Below are 16,062 nucleotides of genomic sequence, written 5' to 3'. Positions count from 1 at the left end.
GATCGCTCCGGCCCCGGAGCCCTACGGGTGCTGCGCGCAGGCCAGCAGGTAGGGGAGCAGGGGGGCGGAGGCCGCGCCGACGCGGCAGACGGAGACCCAGGGGCGGGGCGTGACCTCGGGTCGGCCCAGGCGCTGGACGCGGGCGAGGACGCCGGTGGCGGCCGCCGCGAACGCGGGCCCGCCGGCCGGGCCGGCCGTGGCCAGCAGGCAGAGGGCGGAGGCCAGTTCGGAGCGCGTCGCGGTCGCCAGCGCGGCGTCGTCGGCGGCCATCTCCAGCAGCAGCGCCAGCTCCGCCCGGCCGGTGCGGGCCAGCGGCAGCCGGCCGAGGGGCAGGGCGAAGGTGTCCACCGCGAGCCGCGCCAGGTGGTGGCGCCCCCGGATGTGCCCGCGCTCGTGCGCGACCGCGGCGGCCAGCCGGCGCTCGTCGAGCAGCTCCACCGCGCCGCGCGACACCACCACCCGGGCCCGGCGGCCGGGCAGGCAGTAGACGGCCGGCCGGGCGTCGTCGAGCACCAGCGCGCGGTGGTGCCGGTCGCGGACCGCGACCACGTCCAGCACCGCCCGGTGCCGGCTCCGCAGCCGCGCGGCCCGCGTCCCGAGGGCCACGGCGACCCCGCCCAGGGCGAGCGCCACCGCGGCCGGCGCCCACCAGCCGTGCGCGTGCGGGTCGGTGGCCGGACCGGCCTCGACGTGCGGGAGCAGTCCGGCCAGCCCGGCCGGCCGGTGGCCGAGCGTCGCCGCCAGGTGGTGCGCCGCGAGCAGCAGCGCGGTCCCGAAGGAGGCCATCAGTGCCAGCCAGACCGCGACGCCCGCCGCCGGCCGGGCCTGGAGCCGGCGCGAACCGGCCAGCCACCGGGGGAGGACGGCGCCGACCAGGACGAGGTGGAGCGCCAGCAGCGCGAGCGTCACGGGGTGTCCCGCTCCTTCACCTGCTCCAGGGCCGCCAGCAGGGCCGAGGCCTCGTCCCCGCTCATCCGGTCGACGAAGTGCAGCAGGGCCCCGGCCCGGTCGGAGGTGGTCTCCAGTGCCTGGTGCATCAGTTGGGCGGTGTACGCCTCGCGGGTGCAGGTCGGCTCGTACACCCACGCCCGGCCGACCTTCTCCCGGCGCAGCCACCCCTTGGTGTGCAGGATGTCGGCCACGGTGGTGACGGTGGTGTAGGCGAGCGGCCGCCGCAGCAGCAGGTCGTCGACGATCTCGCGGGCGGTGGCCGCCCGGCCCCAGGACCAGAGGCGGTCCATGATCTCGGCCTCCAGATCGCCGAACCCGCGCAACACCGCCCGAACGCCCCTTCCATCCGCACCCGGCCGCCCTGGCCGGCCGCCCACCGGCCCATCGTACGGGCGGCGGCCGAGGTGCCCGTTCGGCGCTCTCCCGGTGGGCGCGGTGGAGCCGTTCGGGCACCGGCGGGGGTTCGGCGTGCCCCGGGCGGGCGGACGGGCGTAGAACGGACGGAGCGCCGGAGCCCACCGGAGCGCGCGAACCGGAGGAGGACAGCTGTGTGGAGCGACCCCCGGCACGGCCCGCTGGTGCCGATGCTGCTGTTGCTCACCGTCGTCACCGGGCTGGTGGACGCGGTGAGTTACCTCGCCCTCGGGCACGTCTTCGTCGCCAACATGACGGGCAACGTGGTCTTCCTGGGCTTCGCCCTGGCGGGCGCGGCCGGGTTCTCCGCCACCGCCTCGCTCACCGCGTTGGGCGCGTTCCTGGCGGGCGCGCTCGCCGGTGGCCGGCTCAGCGAACGCCTGCCCGGCCACCGGGGCCGGCTGCTGGTCGTCTCCGCCGCCGTCCAGGCGGTGCTGGTGGCCCTCGGCACCGCCCTGGCGGCGCTGGCCGGCCACACCGGCGAGCCCGCGCGCTACGCGCTGACCGGTCTGCTCGGGTTCGCGATGGGGCTGCAGAACGCCGTCGTCCGCTCCCTCAAGGTGCCCGACCTCACCACCACCGTGCTCACCATGACCCTGACCGGCCTGGCCGCCGACCTGGCCGGGATCCGCCGCTTCGCCTCGGCGGTCTGGATGTTCGGCGGTGCCGTCCTGGGCGCCGCGCTGGTCCTGAACGCCGATGTGCCGATCGCCCTCGCCCTGGCGCTGGCCCTCCTGGTGGCCGTCGCCGTGCTCACCCACCGGGCGTCCGCCGGCCTCCCCGCCCCGGCCTGGACCGGGTGGGACGGCGGGTCCTGAGGCGCCGACGGTCGGGCGAAGGACCCGGCCCCGGCCCCGGACCCGGAGCCGGTCCGGGCGGCGGACTTCGGGGGCCGCCGGGCCGGCCCGGCGGCCCCGGCCGGGGTCAGTCGCCCTGCGCTCCGTCCGGGCTGTGGCTCGCGCGGCCGCTCCAGAGCGGTTCGAGCCTGCTCCAGGACCGCTGCCAGGCGAGGTCGGCCCGCCGGTCGAGGGTCCGCAGGCGCAGGGCGAGGGCGGCCACGACGCCCGCGCCGACGACGGTGAAGCCCGCGAGGCCCACGCAGACCGCCTCGATCGCCACGCCCGCCCGGGTGGTCGGGGGATCGGTCACCAGACCGGCCTCGTCCACCCAGACGGGGACGGTGGTTCCGACCACGGCGGTCCGGTGCACCTCGATGGTGCCGGTGCGCCACTGCCCGTTCGGCGCGGTCCAGGTGGCCTCGGCGGCCACCCTGCCCTGGTAGCCGCCCGCCGAGCGGCTTCCCACGGCGGCTCCGTGCCGGTCGGTGGAGAGCACGACGGCGTCGACCCGGCGCAGCCGTGCCAGGTCCGCGTCGGCGTCCCGCCCGACGGTCCGGTAGCCGAGCAGCGCGCCGACGACGGCGGCGGTCAGGGCGAGCAGGATCGCCAGCGCGGCCGTGCACCAGGCCCGGCCGCGGGACCGGTCCAGCGGCCGGACCAGGGGGGAGCGGTGGCTGCCGAGGGCCTGCCGCAGCTGCCGTCCGGCCCGCCGCGGGAGCGACGCGGGCCGGACCGGGCCGGAGGTGCTGGACACGATGCGTGCTCCTCGGGTGGTAGGTCGCAGCGGCGCTCGGGCGCCCGGCCGGGATCGTCCGCCGGGCTCCGGCTCTCAATCTCCCTCCGCTCCGGCCGCGGCACAAGAGTCGTGCGCGCTCGTACCGCGGCGCCCGCCCGCCGACCGGCCGTCAGGACCGGGGCCCGCCGCGCGACCGGGACGTTCGGCCCTCGGCGCCGGTGGGGTGGCCGGGGCAGGCTGGCGGGTGCCGCGTCCGAGAGGTGTCGGGACGCGGTCGGCCCGGCCCGCTGTGGGGGCAGGTCGGGCCGCCGGTGTGGCGCGGAAGGCGGTGCGGGGCCGCCTCCCGCTCACCGCCCCGCCGGTTCCCGGGAGGCCAATTCCCTCCAACGGATCAGCGTCTTCGCAGCTCGGAGCCGTATTCTCGCCAGCTATACACTCGGGGTATACGTCGGGTGTATGGTCCTCTCATGAGTGTTCCCCTGACCCTTCTCGGGCTGCTGGAGCGAGAGCCGAGCCATGGCTACGACCTCAAGCGCGACTACGACACCTTCTTCGGCCGGGGCAAGCCCCTGCCCTACGGCCAGGTCTACGCCACGCTCGGCCGGCTGGCCCGGGACGGCAAGGTGGTGCCCGGCGAGGCCGAGCCCGGCGACGGCCCCGAGCGCAAGCGCTACGTGATCACCGAGGCCGGTGTGACGGAGTTCGAGCACTGGCTCACCGAGCCCGTCGCGCCCGAGCCCAGCCTGCAGACGGTGCTCTTCACCAAGGTGGTGCTGGCCCTGATGCTCGGCCGCGACGCCGAGGTGTACCTCGACACCCAGCGCGCCGCCCACCTGCGGCGGATGCGCGAACTCACCGAGCTGCGCCGGGGCGGCGAGCTGGTCGACGCCCTGCTCGCCGACCACGGGCTGTTCCACCTGGAGGCCGATCTGCGCTGGATCGACCTGACCACCGCCCGCCTGGACGCGCTCGCCGAGGCGGTGCGGTCATGACGTCGCTGATCGAGGCCCGCGACATCACGCTCGCCTACGGCGAGACCCCGGCCCTGCGCGGCGCGAGCCTGGCCGTCGGCGCCGGTGAGGTGCTCGCGATCATGGGCCCCAGCGGCTCCGGCAAGTCGACGCTGCTGCACTGCCTGGCCGGCATCCTCACCCCGTCCTCCGGCGAGGTCCTGTTCGACGGGCAGCGGATCGACACCATGAACGAGGCCGGGCGCAGCGCCCTGCGGCGCGACCGGTTCGGCTTCGTCTTCCAGTTCGGCCAGCTCGTCCCCGAGTTGACCGCCGAGGAGAACGTCGCGCTGCCGCTGCTGCTGAGCGGCACCCGGCGGGCGGCGGCGCTGGCCGAGGCCCGGCCCTGGTTCGCCCGGCTGGGGCTGGACGGCCTGGGGAAGCGCCGCTCCGGTGAGCTGTCGGGCGGTCAGGCGCAGCGCGTCGCGCTCGCCCGCGGCCTGGTGGCGCGCCCCCGGGTGCTGTTCGCCGACGAGCCGACCGGCGCGCTGGACTCGCTGACCGGTGAGCAGGTGATGGAGCTGATGGTCGGCGCGGCCCGCGAGCAGGGCACCACCGTCATCCTGGTCACCCACGAGCCCCGGGTCGCCGCCTACGCCGACCGCGAGGCGATCGTGCGCGACGGCCGGGCCACCTCGCTCTCGGCGGACCCGGTGGGCCGATGATCGCCTTCGCGCTGCGCCTCGCCGTCAGCGGCGGGCGGGAGGCCCTGGCCCGGCTGGCCGTCATCGCCGCCGCCGTGGCGATCGGCGTCGGTCTGCTGCTCTCCACGCTGGCGAGCATCAACGCCGTCGGCCAGGCCAACGACCGGGCCGTGTGGACCAACACCGGCGCGGCGAGCCGGACCGAGACGGCCCCCGTGGACCCGCTCTGGTGGTGGGCCCACGGGGACTACTACGACGGCGAGCAGATCCTGCGGGTCGACGTCGCCGCCACCGGGCCGACGGCGCCCGTCCCGCCGGGGCTCGACGCGGTGCCCGCGCCCGGGGAGTACTACGTCTCGCCCGCGCTGGCCGAACTGCTGCGCAGGACCCCGGCCGGCGAGCTGGGCGACCGCTTCCCCGGCCGGCTGGCCGGCGTCCTCGGCGACGCGGCGCTGCCCTCCCCGGACTCCCTGTTCGTGGTCGCGGGCCGGACGGCGGCGGAGATCTCGACCGTGCCGGGGGCGCGGGAGGTCACCACCATCGCCACCGCCCTGCCGCCCACCTGCGACAACGACTGCCCGGGGCCGGGCACGCGCGGCGACGCCATGACGCTGATCCTCTCGGTCGTGGCCGGGGCGCTGATCTTCCCGGTGGTCGTCTTCATCGGCACCGCCACCCGGCTCTCCGCCGCCACCCGCGAGCAGCGCTACGCGGCCATGCGGCTGGTCGGCGCCACCCCGGGGCAGATCTCGCTGATCTCGGCGGTCGAGTCCACGGTGGCCGCCGCCGTCGGCACGGTCCTCGGTTTCGGCCTCCACCTGGCGCTGCGCCCGCTGGCGGCGACCGTCCCGTTCACCGGTGACCGGTTCTTCCTCGACGACCTGACGCTCACCCCGCTCCAGGCGGTGGCGGTGGCCGTCGGCGTTCCGGTGGCGGCGGCGGTCGCGGCCCGGCTGGCGCTGCGTCGGGTCACCGTCTCCCCGCTGGGGGTCACCCGCCGGGTCACCCCCAAGCCGCCGACCCACTGGCGGCTGGTCCCGCTGCTGGCCGGCCTCGCCGAGCTCGGCTTCTTCGTGAACCGCCGCCCGGACACCACCGGCCAGCAGACGGCGGCCTATCTGACCGGCTTCCTCCTGATCATGCTCGGGCTGGTGGTCGCCGGGCCCTGGCTCACCATGGTCGCGGCCCGGGCCGTCGCCGCCCGCACCAGCCGCCCGGCCACACTGATCGCGGTGCGGCGGCTCGCGGACGACCCCAGGACCGGGTTCCGCTCGGTCGCCGGGCTCGTCCTCGCCCTCTTCGTCACCACGGCCACGGTCTGCATCATCGGCACCATCAACGAGAACCGCGGCGCGCTCAGCGGGGATCCGCAGACCCGGGTCGTGGTGGAGCACGGCGCGATGGTCGACGAGCCGCCGATGACGGACGCGCTGCCGGAGCGACTGCTGGCGGACCTCCGGGCGGTGCCGGGGTTCCGGGGCCTCACGGTGGGCCACGACAACCCGCGGGCGCTCGGCGCCGAGCCGGGCGAGCGGCCCGGCTTCTCCCCGAGCCTGGTGCTCTGCGGCGACCTCGCGCAGACCCCGGTGGCCGGCCACTGCCCGGCCGGTGCGAGCGTCGCGGGTGTCCCGCAGTGGGCCTTCCTGGACCTGAGGTCCAATGCCGCGCACGAGTGGCCGGCCGCGCCGGTCTCCGCCGAGGAGGCGGCCGCGCTCCCGGTGCGCAACGTCTACGTGTCCACCGACGGCTCCGTCGCGGCCATGGAGCGGACCCGCACCCTGCTGACCGAGGCGTACCCGCAGTACCGGGCGCGGACGGTCGGCGACTGGGGCTCCAGCCAGCAGAAGCAGCTGGCCGGCTGGCGGCAGCTGGCCAACGTGGTGCTGCTGACCACGCTGCCGATCGCCGGGTGCAGCCTCGCGGTCAGCGTGGTGGCGGGCCTCTCGGACCGTCGGCGCCCGTTCGCGATGCTGCGGCTCACCGGGGCGCCGCTCGGCCTGCTGCGACGGGTGGTCGGGCTGGAGAGCGCGCTGCCGCTGCTGGTGGTGTCGGTGATCGCGACCGGCACCGGGTTCGGGGCGGCGGCGATGTTCCTCACGTCGCAGATGCACTACGACCTGGTGTCACCGGGGGCGGTGTACTTCGCGCTGGTGGCGCTCGGGCTGGCGGCCTCGCTCGGGATCATCGCCTCGACGCTCCCGCTGCTGAGGCGGCTGACCGGCCCGGAGGCGGCCCGCAACGGCTGACCCGCCCTCAGCCGGCCCGCCCACGGCTCGACCCGCCCACGGCTTCACCCGCTCACCGCCGAACCTGCCCGCGGAGGGCCCGCCCGGGCCGCGGTGCCCCGTCGCCCTACCCGGCGACGGGGTACGCGTGCGTCCCGGCCCGGATCACCGGGGGGAGGTGCGGCAGCCAGCTGCCGAGGACCAGCGCCGACGGGTAGAACATCGGCTCGGGCAGGGCGTCGATCGCGACGCGCTCCCAACCCGCGCAGGCGTGCGGCTCGGTGACCAGGGCCGCGGCCAGGCTCGGCGGGGCGAGTACGGCCGCGGTCAGCCGGGGGCGGCCCAGCTCGTGGTCGAGCAGCACGGCGAGCACCCGCATCGCCGAGGCCGGCAGCACGATGCCGGTCTCCTCGGCGAGTTCGCGCGCCGCGGCCTGCTCGAAGGACTCGCCCGGGTCGTCCACCTTGCCGCCCGGCAGGCTCCAGGTGGGCGGCTCGCCGGCGGTGATCCGGTGGCCGAGCAGCACCCGGCCGTCACCGGTGGGCACGATCACGCCGGCGCCGATCAGCGGTGCGGTGGTCAACTCGGTCCTCCTCGCGGGGTCTACCGGACGGCGGGGTCCACCGGGCGGCGGGGGCCACCGGACGGTGGGGCCTACCAGGCGGCGCGGTCGAAGTCCTTCAGGAAGCAGCCGTAGAGGTCCTCGCCCTGCTCGCCGCGGACGATCGGGTCGTACACCCGGGCCGCGCCGTCGACCAGGTCGAGCGGGGCGTGGAAGCCCTCGTCGGCCAGCCGCATCTTGTCCGGGTGCGGGCGCTCGTCGGTGATCCAGCCGGTGTCGACGGCGGTCATCAGGATGCCGTCGGACTCGAACATCTCCTGCGCGCTGGTGCGGGTGAGCATGTTCAGCGCGGCCTTGGCCATGTTGGTGTGCGGGTGGCCGGCGCCCTTGTAGCCGCGGGCGAAGACGCCCTCCATCGCGGAGACGTTGACCACGTACTTGCGGCGGGACGCCGAGGCGGCCATCGCCGGGCGCAGCCGGCTGATCAGGATGAACGGCGCGGTGGAGTTGCAGAGCTGGACCTCCAGCAGCTCCACCGGGCCTACCTCGTTGACGGTCTGCACCCAGCTGTTGGTGGGCGCGAGGTCGGGCACCAGCCCGCCGGCGTCGATCGCGGTGCCGGCCTCGATCCGGGCGGGCGTGGCGGAGCCGGTGACCAGGGCGAGGGAGGTGACGTCCTCGGCGGAGATCCGCTCGCCGCCGCCGGTCGCCTGGGCGGGCAGCGCGGGCAGGTCCACGCTGCCGCTGCCGAAGCGGCCGATGGTGGTGGACTGCGGCAGCTCGCCGGCCGGCAGCGGCGCGGACTCGGCGTTGACCAGCTCGCGGTACGACTCCGGCGGACGGCGCACCGTCTGCGCGGCGTTGTTGATCAGGATGTCCAGCGGGCCGTCGGCGGCGACCTCGTCGGCCAGTGCCAGGACCTGGGCCGGGTCGCGCAGGTCGATGCCGACGATCTTCAGGCGGTGCAGCCAGTCGGCGCTGTCCGGCATCGCGGTGAAGCGGCGGATGGCGTCGTTGGGGAACCGGGTGGTGATGGTGGTGTGCGCGCCGTCGCGGAGCAGCATCAGCGCGATGTACATGCCGATCTTGGCCCGGCCGCCGGTGAGCAGCGCGCGCTTGCCGGTGAGGTCGGCGCGGGCGTCCCGGCGGGCGCGGTTCTTCACCGCGCAGGCCTGGCAGAGGTTGTGGTAGAACGCGTCCACCTCGACGTAGCGCTGCTTGCAGGTGTAGCAGGAGCGCGGGCGCTCCAGGATGCCGGCGATCTCGGTGGTGGTGACGGTGGTCAGGCCGAACGCGCCGGCCGTCTCGTCGTCGATCCGGCTGGGCGCGCCGGTGGCGGTGCGGGCGGTGACCGCGCGGTCGTTCGCGGTCTTGCGGGCCCGGGTCTCCTGGCGGCGGCGCTGCTTGAGCGTGCGGAATATGCCGCCGACGGCCTGGCGGACGGTGATCGCGTCCGGGTGGTCGACGTGCAGCTGGTCCAGCTCGGCGATCACGTCCAGGCAGAGCCGCAGCCGCTCGGGGTCGAGGCCGGGACCGTAGTCGAGCTCCTCCTCGGTGCTGACCTCCGTGCCGCCGCCCTGCTCGATGCCCTGCTCGATGTCCACGCCCGCCGTCATGATGCCCGCTGCCGCTTTCCTGGATTGCCTCGCCGTTACCGCGTGAATGCTACGGGAGCGGCCCTGGCCGGGGCGAAAAGGCGATCACTTGGAGGAAGCTCCAAGGCATGGCCCGCGCTGCTGATCATGTGTTGTGCACTGTGCCAGCGATCGGGGTCGAACTGGCTTTTGCCCGCCCCGTACCGGAGAATCGAACGTTGGGTGCCGGGCGCCCGAGTGCGCCCGGCGGCCTCGCCGCAACCGCACCCGAGGTGTACCTTCTCCCAGCCAGAGAGCCCTTTCTTCATGCGCTTCCTGAACGACCTCAAGCCCTCGTACGACCTCACGTACGACGACGTCTTCATGGTCCCCAGCCGCTCCGCCGTGGGCTCCCGGCAGGGTGTCGACCTCTCCTCGAACGACGGCACCGGCACCACCATCCCGCTGGTGGTGGCCAACATGACCGCCATCGCCGGCCGCCGGATGGCCGAGACCGTGGCCCGCCGCGGCGGTCTGGTCGCCATCCCGCAGGACATCCCGACCGAGGTGATCGCCGACGTCATCGGCTGGGTCAAGCAGCGCCACCTGGTGCACGACACCGCCATCACGCTGGCCCCGGGCGCCACCGTCGCCGAGGCCCTCTCGCTGCTGCACAAGCGCGCCCACGGCGCGCTGGTCGTGGTCGAGGACGGCAAGCCGATCGGCGTGGTCACCGACTCCGACTGCCAGGGCGTCGACCGCTTCACCGGCCTCGCCGACGTGATGTCCCGCGACCTGCTGCTGCTGGAGGAGGGCATCGACCCGCGCGCCGCCTTCGACAAGCTCACCGAGGCGCACCGCAAGCTCGCGCCGGTGGTCGACGCCGACGGCCGCCTGGTCGGCATCCTGACCCGCAAGAACGCGCTGCGCGCCACCCTCTACACCCCGGCCGTCGACGCGCGGGGCCACCTGCGGGTCGCCGCCACCGTCGGCATCAACGGCGACGTGGCCGGCAAGGCCAAGGCGCTGATCGAGGCCGGCGCCGACGTGCTGGTGGTCGACACCGCGCACGGCCACCAGGAGTCCATGATCAGCGCGCTGCGCGCGGTGCGCGGGCTCGACCCGCGGATCCCGATCGTGGCCGGCAACGTGGTCTCCGCCGACGGTGTCCGCGACCTGGTCGAGGCGGGCGCCGACATCCTCAAGGTCGGTGTCGGCCCCGGCGCGATGTGCACCACCCGGATGATGACCGGCGTCGGCCGGCCGCAGTTCTCCGCCGTCCTGGAGTGCGCGGCCGAGGCCCGCCGGCTCGGCAAGCACGTCTGGGCCGACGGCGGCGTCCGCCACCCGCGCGACGTCGCGATGGCGCTGGCCGCCGGCGCGTCCAACGTGATGATCGGCTCCTGGTTCGCCGGGACGTACGAGTCCCCGGGCGACCTGCAGACCACCGCCGACGGCCGCCAGTACAAGGAGAGCTTCGGGATGGCCTCGGCGCGCGCGGTGAGCAACCGCACCTCGCAGGACTCCTCCTACGACCGCGCCCGCAAGGCGCTCTTCGAGGAGGGCATCTCGCACTCCCGGATGTTCGTCGACCCGGCCCGCCCGGGCGTCGAGGACCTCATCGACTCGATCGTCGCCGGGGTGCGCAGCTCCTGCACCTACGCGGGCGCCTCCAGCCTGGAGGAGTTCCACGAGAAGGCCGTGGTCGGCATCCAGAGCGCGGCCGGCTACGCCGAGGGCAAGCCGCTGCACTCCAGCTGGGCCTGATCGCGGCGGTCCGGACCGAGTGGGGACCAGGCGCCCGACGCACGGTCAACCGACGGCCGGCCGGTTCCTCGCCACGGGGAGCCGGCCGGCCGTCGGCCGCTCGGGAGCGAGCGGCCCGTCCGCCGGGGGTGCCGCGCCCCCGGCGCGGGGCCGGTCCGGGCCGAGCGGCGTGAGCAGGGCACGGCCGAGCAGGCCGACCGAGGTGTCCAGCGCGGCGGCGAGCGCCGCGGCGGCCGACGGCACGCCGCGCAGCTGCCAGAGCGCGCGGACGGTCGCCCAGGCCGCCTCGCGGGCGGTGTCGACCGACCAGGTGCCCAGCAGGTGCGTCAGCGGCTCGGCCCGCTCCAGGGCGTCCGGCCCGGGCATCAGCTGCTCCCGGACGGCCGTCTCCACCCCGGCCAGCAGGTCGTTGACCCGGTGGTAGTCCCCGGCGAGCCGCTCGGGCCCGCAGCCGAGCCGCCGGCAGGTGTCGAGCACGGCGAGCGGCAGGTCGTGCTGGATGTGGGCGTTCATCCCGGCCAGCGCGAACTGCAGCGGGTGCACGCCCCGGTGCGCCCGCAGGGCGAAGAGCGGCCGCCAGCAGGCCGGTACCGGCCGCCCGGCCGCCTCGGCGTCCAGGGCCAGCAGGTAGCGCCCGGCGAAGACCACGTCCAGCTCGGCCATCCCGGCCGGGTCGGCGAAGTACGGGCGGCCGGGGCGGTCCGGGGCGCCGCGTGAGCGCTCCGGGCGCGCCAGCCGGCGGCGCACCGCGTCCGTGACGGTGAGGTACATCCGGTTGAACACCGCCACGCCGTCGTCCGGGGGCAGTCCGGCCCCGATCGCCCGCAGCCGGCCGAGCACCTCGTCGACCGTCCTCGTTGCCGGTGCCCCTGCTCCCGCCCCCGTCACCGAGGCCGCCGTACCGGGCATGCGTCACCCTCCGATGTCGATCGTGCACTGATCGCATCATCGTGACAGCCGGCCCGGGTGAACGGTCGGGCGCCGCGCGGAGGCCGGGCCGGTGCGCGCCCGGTGCCGTCAGCCCAGGTCGTACTCCAGGGCGTAGGTGTGGCCGCCCTCGTCGTCCACCGACAGCTCGAAGGTGCCGGTGATCCACCGTACCCGGGCCGGGGCTCACCGCTCCCGGGACAGCGCTCACTGCTCCCAGCGCAGGGCGAGGAGCGCCGCGTCGTCGGTCGGCCCGGCGGTGCCGGCCCAGTCGCCGACCTCGGCGAGCAGCGCGTCCAGGACGTCCCCGGGGCCGGTCGCCGGCAGCGCGGCGAGCCGCTCCGCCAGCGGGTAGAACCGGTCCGCGGTGTCGCGGGCCTCCGAGACGCCGTCGGTGTAGAGGATCAGCAGGTCCCCCGGGAGCGGCTCGAAGCCGCCCGCCCGGTAGTGCCCGCCGATCAGCCCGAGCAGGCCCAGCGGCGGGGCGTGCAGCGGCGGAGCCAGCTCGGTCACCCGGCCGGCGCGGCGCAGCAGCGGGTGCGGATGCCCGCAGTTGACGAAACGGGCCGGCCCGCCGGCCGGGGCCACGTCCAGCAGGAAGGCGGTCGCGAAGCGCTCGTTGACCCGGCGCTCGGACAGCGCGGCGTCCAGCCGCTCCGCCACCCGGACCAGGTCGGGCTCGGTCCGCGCGGCCTCCCGGAACACGCCCAGCACGTCCGTGGCGGTCTCCACCGCCGGGAGCCCGTGGCCCTGGACGTCCCCCAGCAGGATCCGGATCCCGTGCGGGGTGTCCACCACCTCGTAGAGGTCCCCGCCGATCCGCGCCTCGGCCGCCGCGGCGGCGTACCGCACGGCCACCCGCAGTGGTCCGATCCGTTCCGGCGGCGGGCGCAGCAGGGCCCGCTGCGCCGCCTCGGCCACCGTCCGGACCTGGGTGAGTTCGCGTTCCCGGGCCGCCACCAGGACGACGTTGGCGGCACTGGCCAGGGTGGCGGCCAGGACGGTGATCAGCGCGGCGAGGTGCACGGACAGCGGCAGCCCGCTGTTGCTGAGCTCCAGCAGCACCACGGCGGCGGTGGCGACCGCCCCGGCGAACAGGGGTACCCGGGCCGAGCGGGTGATCGCCCCCGCCAGCATCGGCGCCACCGCGAGCACGGGGGAGAGCGTCGTCCCCGGCCCGGTGATCAGGTCGGCCACCACGGCCGCGACCAGCAGCAGGAACGCGCAGCCGAGTAGCCGCTTGGCCCGCCGGGGCAGGCGCAACGCCGGCAGCGCGTCCTCCGGGCCGACTCTGGTCACGCGTACACCTCCGGTGGGCGGGGCCCACTGTCCACTCTCCACCGGCCCGGCCGTCCCCGGCACCTCGGGCATCCGGCCGAGCCCCGGGAGCCGCGGTGGCCCCGGTTAGGGTGGCGGTGAGATGAGACGCAAGCGCAAGGCACCGACCGCACCCCTCCCGCAGCGCCGCGGGGTGGACCCGGTGCACCTGCGGCTGCCCGCCGAGGGGCCGTGGCCGACGGTGCGCGCCTACCTGGCCGAGCGGCTGCCGACCGTCGACCCGGCGCGGATCGACGCGCTGCTGCGCGGGCGTGAGATCGTCGGCGTGGACGGCCCGATCGGGCCGGAGGAGCCGTTCCGCCCCGCCGGTCACCTCTGGCTCTACCGGGACCTGCCCGCGGAGGTCCCCGTCCCGTTCGAGCTGGAGGTGCTGTACCGGGACGACCACCTGGTGGTGGTCGACAAGCCGCACTTCCTGGCCACCACCCCGCGCGGCCGGCACGTCGTCGAGACGGCGCTCTCCCGGCTGCGGCACGGGCTCGACCTGCCCGCGCTCAGCCCGGCGCACCGGCTGGACCGGCTGACGGCGGGCCTGGCGATGTTCGTGGTGCGGCCGGAGGACCGGGGAGCGTACCAGACGCTCTTCCGGGACCGGCTGGTGCGCAAGGAGTACCAGGCGGTCGCACCGCACGATCCGGCGCTCGCGCTGCCCCGTACGGTCCGCAGCCACATCGTCAAGGAGCGCGGCGTGATCGCGGCGCGGGAGCTGGACGCCCCGCCCAACAGCGAGAGCCGGATCGACCTGGTCGAGCACCGGGACGGTCTGGGCCGCTACCGGCTGCGGCCGCTCAGCGGGCGCACCCACCAGCTGCGGCTGCACATGAGCGGCCTCGGGGTGCCGATCCTGGGGGATCCGGTGTACCCGGTGGTGCTGCCCGAGCCGGCCCCGGACGACTTCCGCCGGCCGCTGCAACTGCTCGCCTCCGTGGTCGAGTTCACCGACCCGCTGACCGGCCGGCCGCACCGCTTCGAGACCCGCCGCACCCTGGCCGCCTGGGCCGATCCGCAGTCCTGGGCGGCCGCCGACGCGCCGGTCCCCGCACCCCGTCCGGCCCGGGACCCGGACCGGGACTCCGACGAGGACTCCGACCGGGACCGGGACCACGGCCCGGGCCTCGGTCCGGCGATCTAGGCCGAACGGACCACCGGCCCCCCGGCCTGCGGTCCGATCCGCACCGGACCGCCCCGGAGCGATCGTGGTGCCATGAACGCACCTCAGCACACCGCAGGATCCGCCGCCCCCGTCGCCGTGGTCACCGGTGCCTCGCGCGGCCTCGGCCGGGCGCTGGCCCGGGCGCTCGCCGCCGACGGCTGGCAGCTGGTGATCACCGCCCGCGACGCGGCCGAACTCTCCGCCGTCGAGGCCGAACTGGCCGCCGTCACCACGGTGGTCGCGCCGGCCGGCTCGGTCGTCGACGACGGCCACCGGGCCCGCCTCGCCGAGGCGGCCGCCGGCCTCGGCGGAGCACGGCTCCTGGTCAACAACGCCGGCACGCTCAACGGCTCCGACACGACCGACGTCCCGCTGCCCCGCCTCGCCGACGTCCCGCTGCCCGATCTGCTGGAGACCTTCGAGGTCAACGCCCTGGCGCCGATCGCGCTCACCCAGCTCGTGCTGCCCCAGCTGCGCCGGCACGGCGGGGCCGTCCTGAACATCAGCTCGGACGCGGCCGTCGAGGCCTACCCCGGGTGGGGCGGCTACGGCGCCAGCAAGGCGGCACTGGACCAGGCCTCCGCCGTGCTGGCCCGGGAGGAGGAGGCGGTGTGGGTCTGGGCGGTGGACCCGGGCAGCATGCGCACCCGGATGTACCAGGACGCCTGCCCGGGCGAGGACATCTCCGGCGAGCCGCTCCCCGAGACCGTGGTGCCCGCGCTGCTCGCCCTGGTGGGCGGCAGCCGGCCCTCCGGCCGCTACCGTGCCGCGCACCTCCCGGCAGGTGCGCGGGCCGCGCGATGACCGCCGCCGCGGTCCCCGGGATCGACGTCACCGTCCCGCCCGAACTCTCCGCCCGGGCCCCGGCGGAGGCGCGCGGCACCGCCCGCGACGGCGTGCGGATGCTGGTCGGCCGCCGGAGCGGGCCGGCCGTCGGGCACCGCCGCTTCACCGAGCTCCCCGAGATGCTGCGCCCCGGGGACCTCCTGGTGGTGAACAACTCGGCGACCCTGCCCGCCGCGCTGCCCGGCCGGCTGGCCGACGGCACCCCCGTGGCGCTGCACCTCTCCTCGGCCCGGCCGGACCGGCGCGGGGCCTTCCTGGTCGAGCTGCGCCGCCCCGCCCCCGGCGCGGCGGCCGCCTTCTGGCCATCGGAGGAGTCCCCGGCCCGGCCGGGGCTGCGGGTGGCGCTGCCGGGCGGCGCCGCGGCCGACCTGGTCGAGGCGTTCACGCCCCGGCTCTGGCACGCCCGACTCGCCCTGCCCGAACCGCTGGTGGCCTACCTGGGCCGCCACGGCAAGGCGATCCGGTACGGCTACGTGGACCGGGACTGGCCGATCGAGGCCTACCAGACGGTCTTCGCCACCGTTCCGGGCAGCAGCGAGATGCCCAGCGCCGCCCGGCCGTTCACCGCCGGGGTGGTGGCCCGGCTGGCCGGGCGGGGCGTGCTGGTCGCGCCGATCACGCTGCACACCGGTGTCGCCTCGCCGGAGGCGCACGAGGCGCCGTACGCCGAGTGGTTCCGGGTACCGGCCGCCACGGCCCGGCTGGTCGGCCACGTCCGGGCCGGTGGCGGGCGGGTGATCGCGGTCGGCACCACCGCCGTCCGGGCCCTGGAGTCGGCGGTCGGGCCGGACGGGAGCGTCCGGGAGGCCGAGGGCTGGACCGAAGTGGTGGTCACCCCCGAGCGCGGGGTGCGCGCGGTGGACGGCCTGCTCACCGGCTGGCACGAGCCCCGCGCGTCCCATCTGCTGATGCTCGCCGCGGTGGCCGGCCGGCCGCTGCTCGAACGCTGCTACGCGGCGGCCGTCCAGGAGCGCTACCTGTGGCACGAGTTCGGCGACGTCAACCTGCTGCTGCCGGACTAGGCCCGGCCGGGCGGCGGCCGGCCGTCAGCCGGCCGTCAGCCGTCAGCCGTCAGC

At 76.1% G+C, this 16,062-nt stretch carries 15 protein-coding genes; 8 read left to right on the top strand and 7 right to left on the bottom strand.

What is annotated here, in order from left to right; translation table 11 throughout:
* Positions 1–21: 21 nt before the first annotated feature.
* Both ACZ34W_RS17700 and ACZ34W_RS17695 read right to left on the bottom strand, forming a co-directional pair.
* Entirely contained in the window at positions 22–909 is an 888-nt protein-coding gene (locus ACZ34W_RS17700) for a M56 family metallopeptidase (RefSeq protein WP_465605105.1), read from the bottom strand.
* Positions 906–1,274 carry a BlaI/MecI/CopY family transcriptional regulator gene (locus ACZ34W_RS17695; RefSeq protein WP_329492038.1) on the bottom strand — a complete coding sequence of 123 codons (369 nt, stop codon included), beginning with the start codon at positions 1,272–1,274 and terminating at the stop codon, positions 906–908. The genes ACZ34W_RS17700 and ACZ34W_RS17695 overlap by 4 nt, the downstream gene beginning before the upstream one ends.
* 261 nt (positions 1,275–1,535) lie before the next feature.
* Here ACZ34W_RS17695 and ACZ34W_RS17690 point away from each other — a divergent pair, with 261 nt between their 5' ends.
* Positions 1,536–2,183, top strand: coding sequence for a YoaK family protein (locus ACZ34W_RS17690; protein WP_329492037.1), 648 nt, complete (start codon positions 1,536–1,538; stop codon positions 2,181–2,183).
* A gap of 106 nt (positions 2,184–2,289) precedes the next feature.
* On the opposite strand, the gene ACZ34W_RS17685 is transcribed toward ACZ34W_RS17690, so the two are convergent.
* Positions 2,290–2,958, bottom strand: coding sequence for an Rv1733c family protein (locus ACZ34W_RS17685; RefSeq protein ID WP_329486550.1), 669 nt, complete (start codon positions 2,956–2,958; stop codon positions 2,290–2,292).
* A 449-nt stretch (positions 2,959–3,407) separates the two neighbouring features.
* Between ACZ34W_RS17685 and ACZ34W_RS17680 the strand changes: the two genes are divergently transcribed.
* From ACZ34W_RS17680 to ACZ34W_RS17670, 3 genes are read left to right on the top strand one after another with little or no spacing between them, the layout of a single operon-like run.
* A complete protein-coding gene (locus tag ACZ34W_RS17680; protein ID WP_329486549.1) occupies positions 3,408–3,932 on the top strand; it encodes a PadR family transcriptional regulator in 525 nt (174 codons plus the stop codon).
* Positions 3,929–4,615 (top strand): ABC transporter ATP-binding protein, encoded by a 687-nt coding sequence (locus ACZ34W_RS17675; protein WP_465605100.1) that lies wholly within the window; start codon positions 3,929–3,931, stop codon positions 4,613–4,615. Before ACZ34W_RS17680 ends, ACZ34W_RS17675 begins: the two co-directional genes overlap by 4 nt.
* Positions 4,612–6,840 (top strand): FtsX-like permease family protein, encoded by a 2,229-nt coding sequence (locus ACZ34W_RS17670; RefSeq protein ID WP_465605097.1) that lies wholly within the window; start codon positions 4,612–4,614, stop codon positions 6,838–6,840. Before ACZ34W_RS17675 ends, ACZ34W_RS17670 begins: the two co-directional genes overlap by 4 nt.
* A 106-nt stretch (positions 6,841–6,946) precedes the next feature.
* On the opposite strand, the gene ACZ34W_RS17665 is transcribed toward ACZ34W_RS17670, so the two are convergent.
* Positions 6,947–7,402: a nucleotide triphosphate diphosphatase NUDT15 gene (locus tag ACZ34W_RS17665; RefSeq protein ID WP_329486546.1), complete on the bottom strand. Its 456-nt coding sequence runs from the start codon at positions 7,400–7,402 to the stop codon at positions 6,947–6,949.
* A gap of 71 nt (positions 7,403–7,473) precedes the next feature.
* Positions 7,474–8,997: an SDR family NAD(P)-dependent oxidoreductase gene (locus ACZ34W_RS17660; RefSeq protein ID WP_465605094.1), complete on the bottom strand. Its 1,524-nt coding sequence runs from the start codon at positions 8,995–8,997 to the stop codon at positions 7,474–7,476.
* A 285-nt stretch (positions 8,998–9,282) separates the two neighbouring features.
* On the opposite strand from ACZ34W_RS17660, the gene ACZ34W_RS17655 reads away from it, so the two are divergent.
* Positions 9,283–10,722, top strand: a complete 1,440-nt coding sequence (locus ACZ34W_RS17655) for a GuaB1 family IMP dehydrogenase-related protein (RefSeq protein WP_329486545.1) — start codon at positions 9,283–9,285, stop codon at positions 10,720–10,722.
* Positions 10,723–10,767: 45 nt separating this feature from the next.
* Here the strand turns inward: ACZ34W_RS17655 and ACZ34W_RS17650 are convergent, their stop codons facing one another.
* Positions 10,768–11,631, bottom strand: coding sequence for a DUF5995 family protein (locus tag ACZ34W_RS17650; protein WP_465605090.1), 864 nt, complete (start codon positions 11,629–11,631; stop codon positions 10,768–10,770).
* Positions 11,632–11,856: 225 nt separating this feature from the next.
* Positions 11,857–12,948, bottom strand: coding sequence for a PP2C family protein-serine/threonine phosphatase (locus ACZ34W_RS17645; RefSeq protein WP_465605087.1), 1,092 nt, complete (start codon positions 12,946–12,948; stop codon positions 11,857–11,859).
* 121 nt (positions 12,949–13,069) lie between these two features.
* Between ACZ34W_RS17645 and ACZ34W_RS17640 the strand changes: the two genes are divergently transcribed.
* From ACZ34W_RS17640 to ACZ34W_RS17630, 3 genes are all read left to right on the top strand, one after another.
* Positions 13,070–14,119, top strand: coding sequence for a pseudouridine synthase (locus tag ACZ34W_RS17640; RefSeq protein WP_329486542.1), 1,050 nt, complete (start codon positions 13,070–13,072; stop codon positions 14,117–14,119).
* 72 nt (positions 14,120–14,191) lie between these two features.
* Positions 14,192–14,944: an SDR family NAD(P)-dependent oxidoreductase gene (locus tag ACZ34W_RS17635; protein ID WP_465605082.1), complete on the top strand. Its 753-nt coding sequence runs from the start codon at positions 14,192–14,194 to the stop codon at positions 14,942–14,944.
* Positions 14,941–16,008 (top strand): S-adenosylmethionine:tRNA ribosyltransferase-isomerase, encoded by a 1,068-nt coding sequence (locus ACZ34W_RS17630; protein WP_465605079.1) that lies wholly within the window; start codon positions 14,941–14,943, stop codon positions 16,006–16,008. The genes ACZ34W_RS17635 and ACZ34W_RS17630 overlap by 4 nt, the downstream gene beginning before the upstream one ends.
* The last annotated feature ends 54 nt before the right edge of the window (positions 16,009–16,062 follow it).

This window comes from Kitasatospora sp. NPDC022856 (genome assembly GCF_055561235.1).
Note: the sequence above shows the minus strand (reverse complement) of the source record. Positions and strands in the feature narration are given on the sequence as shown.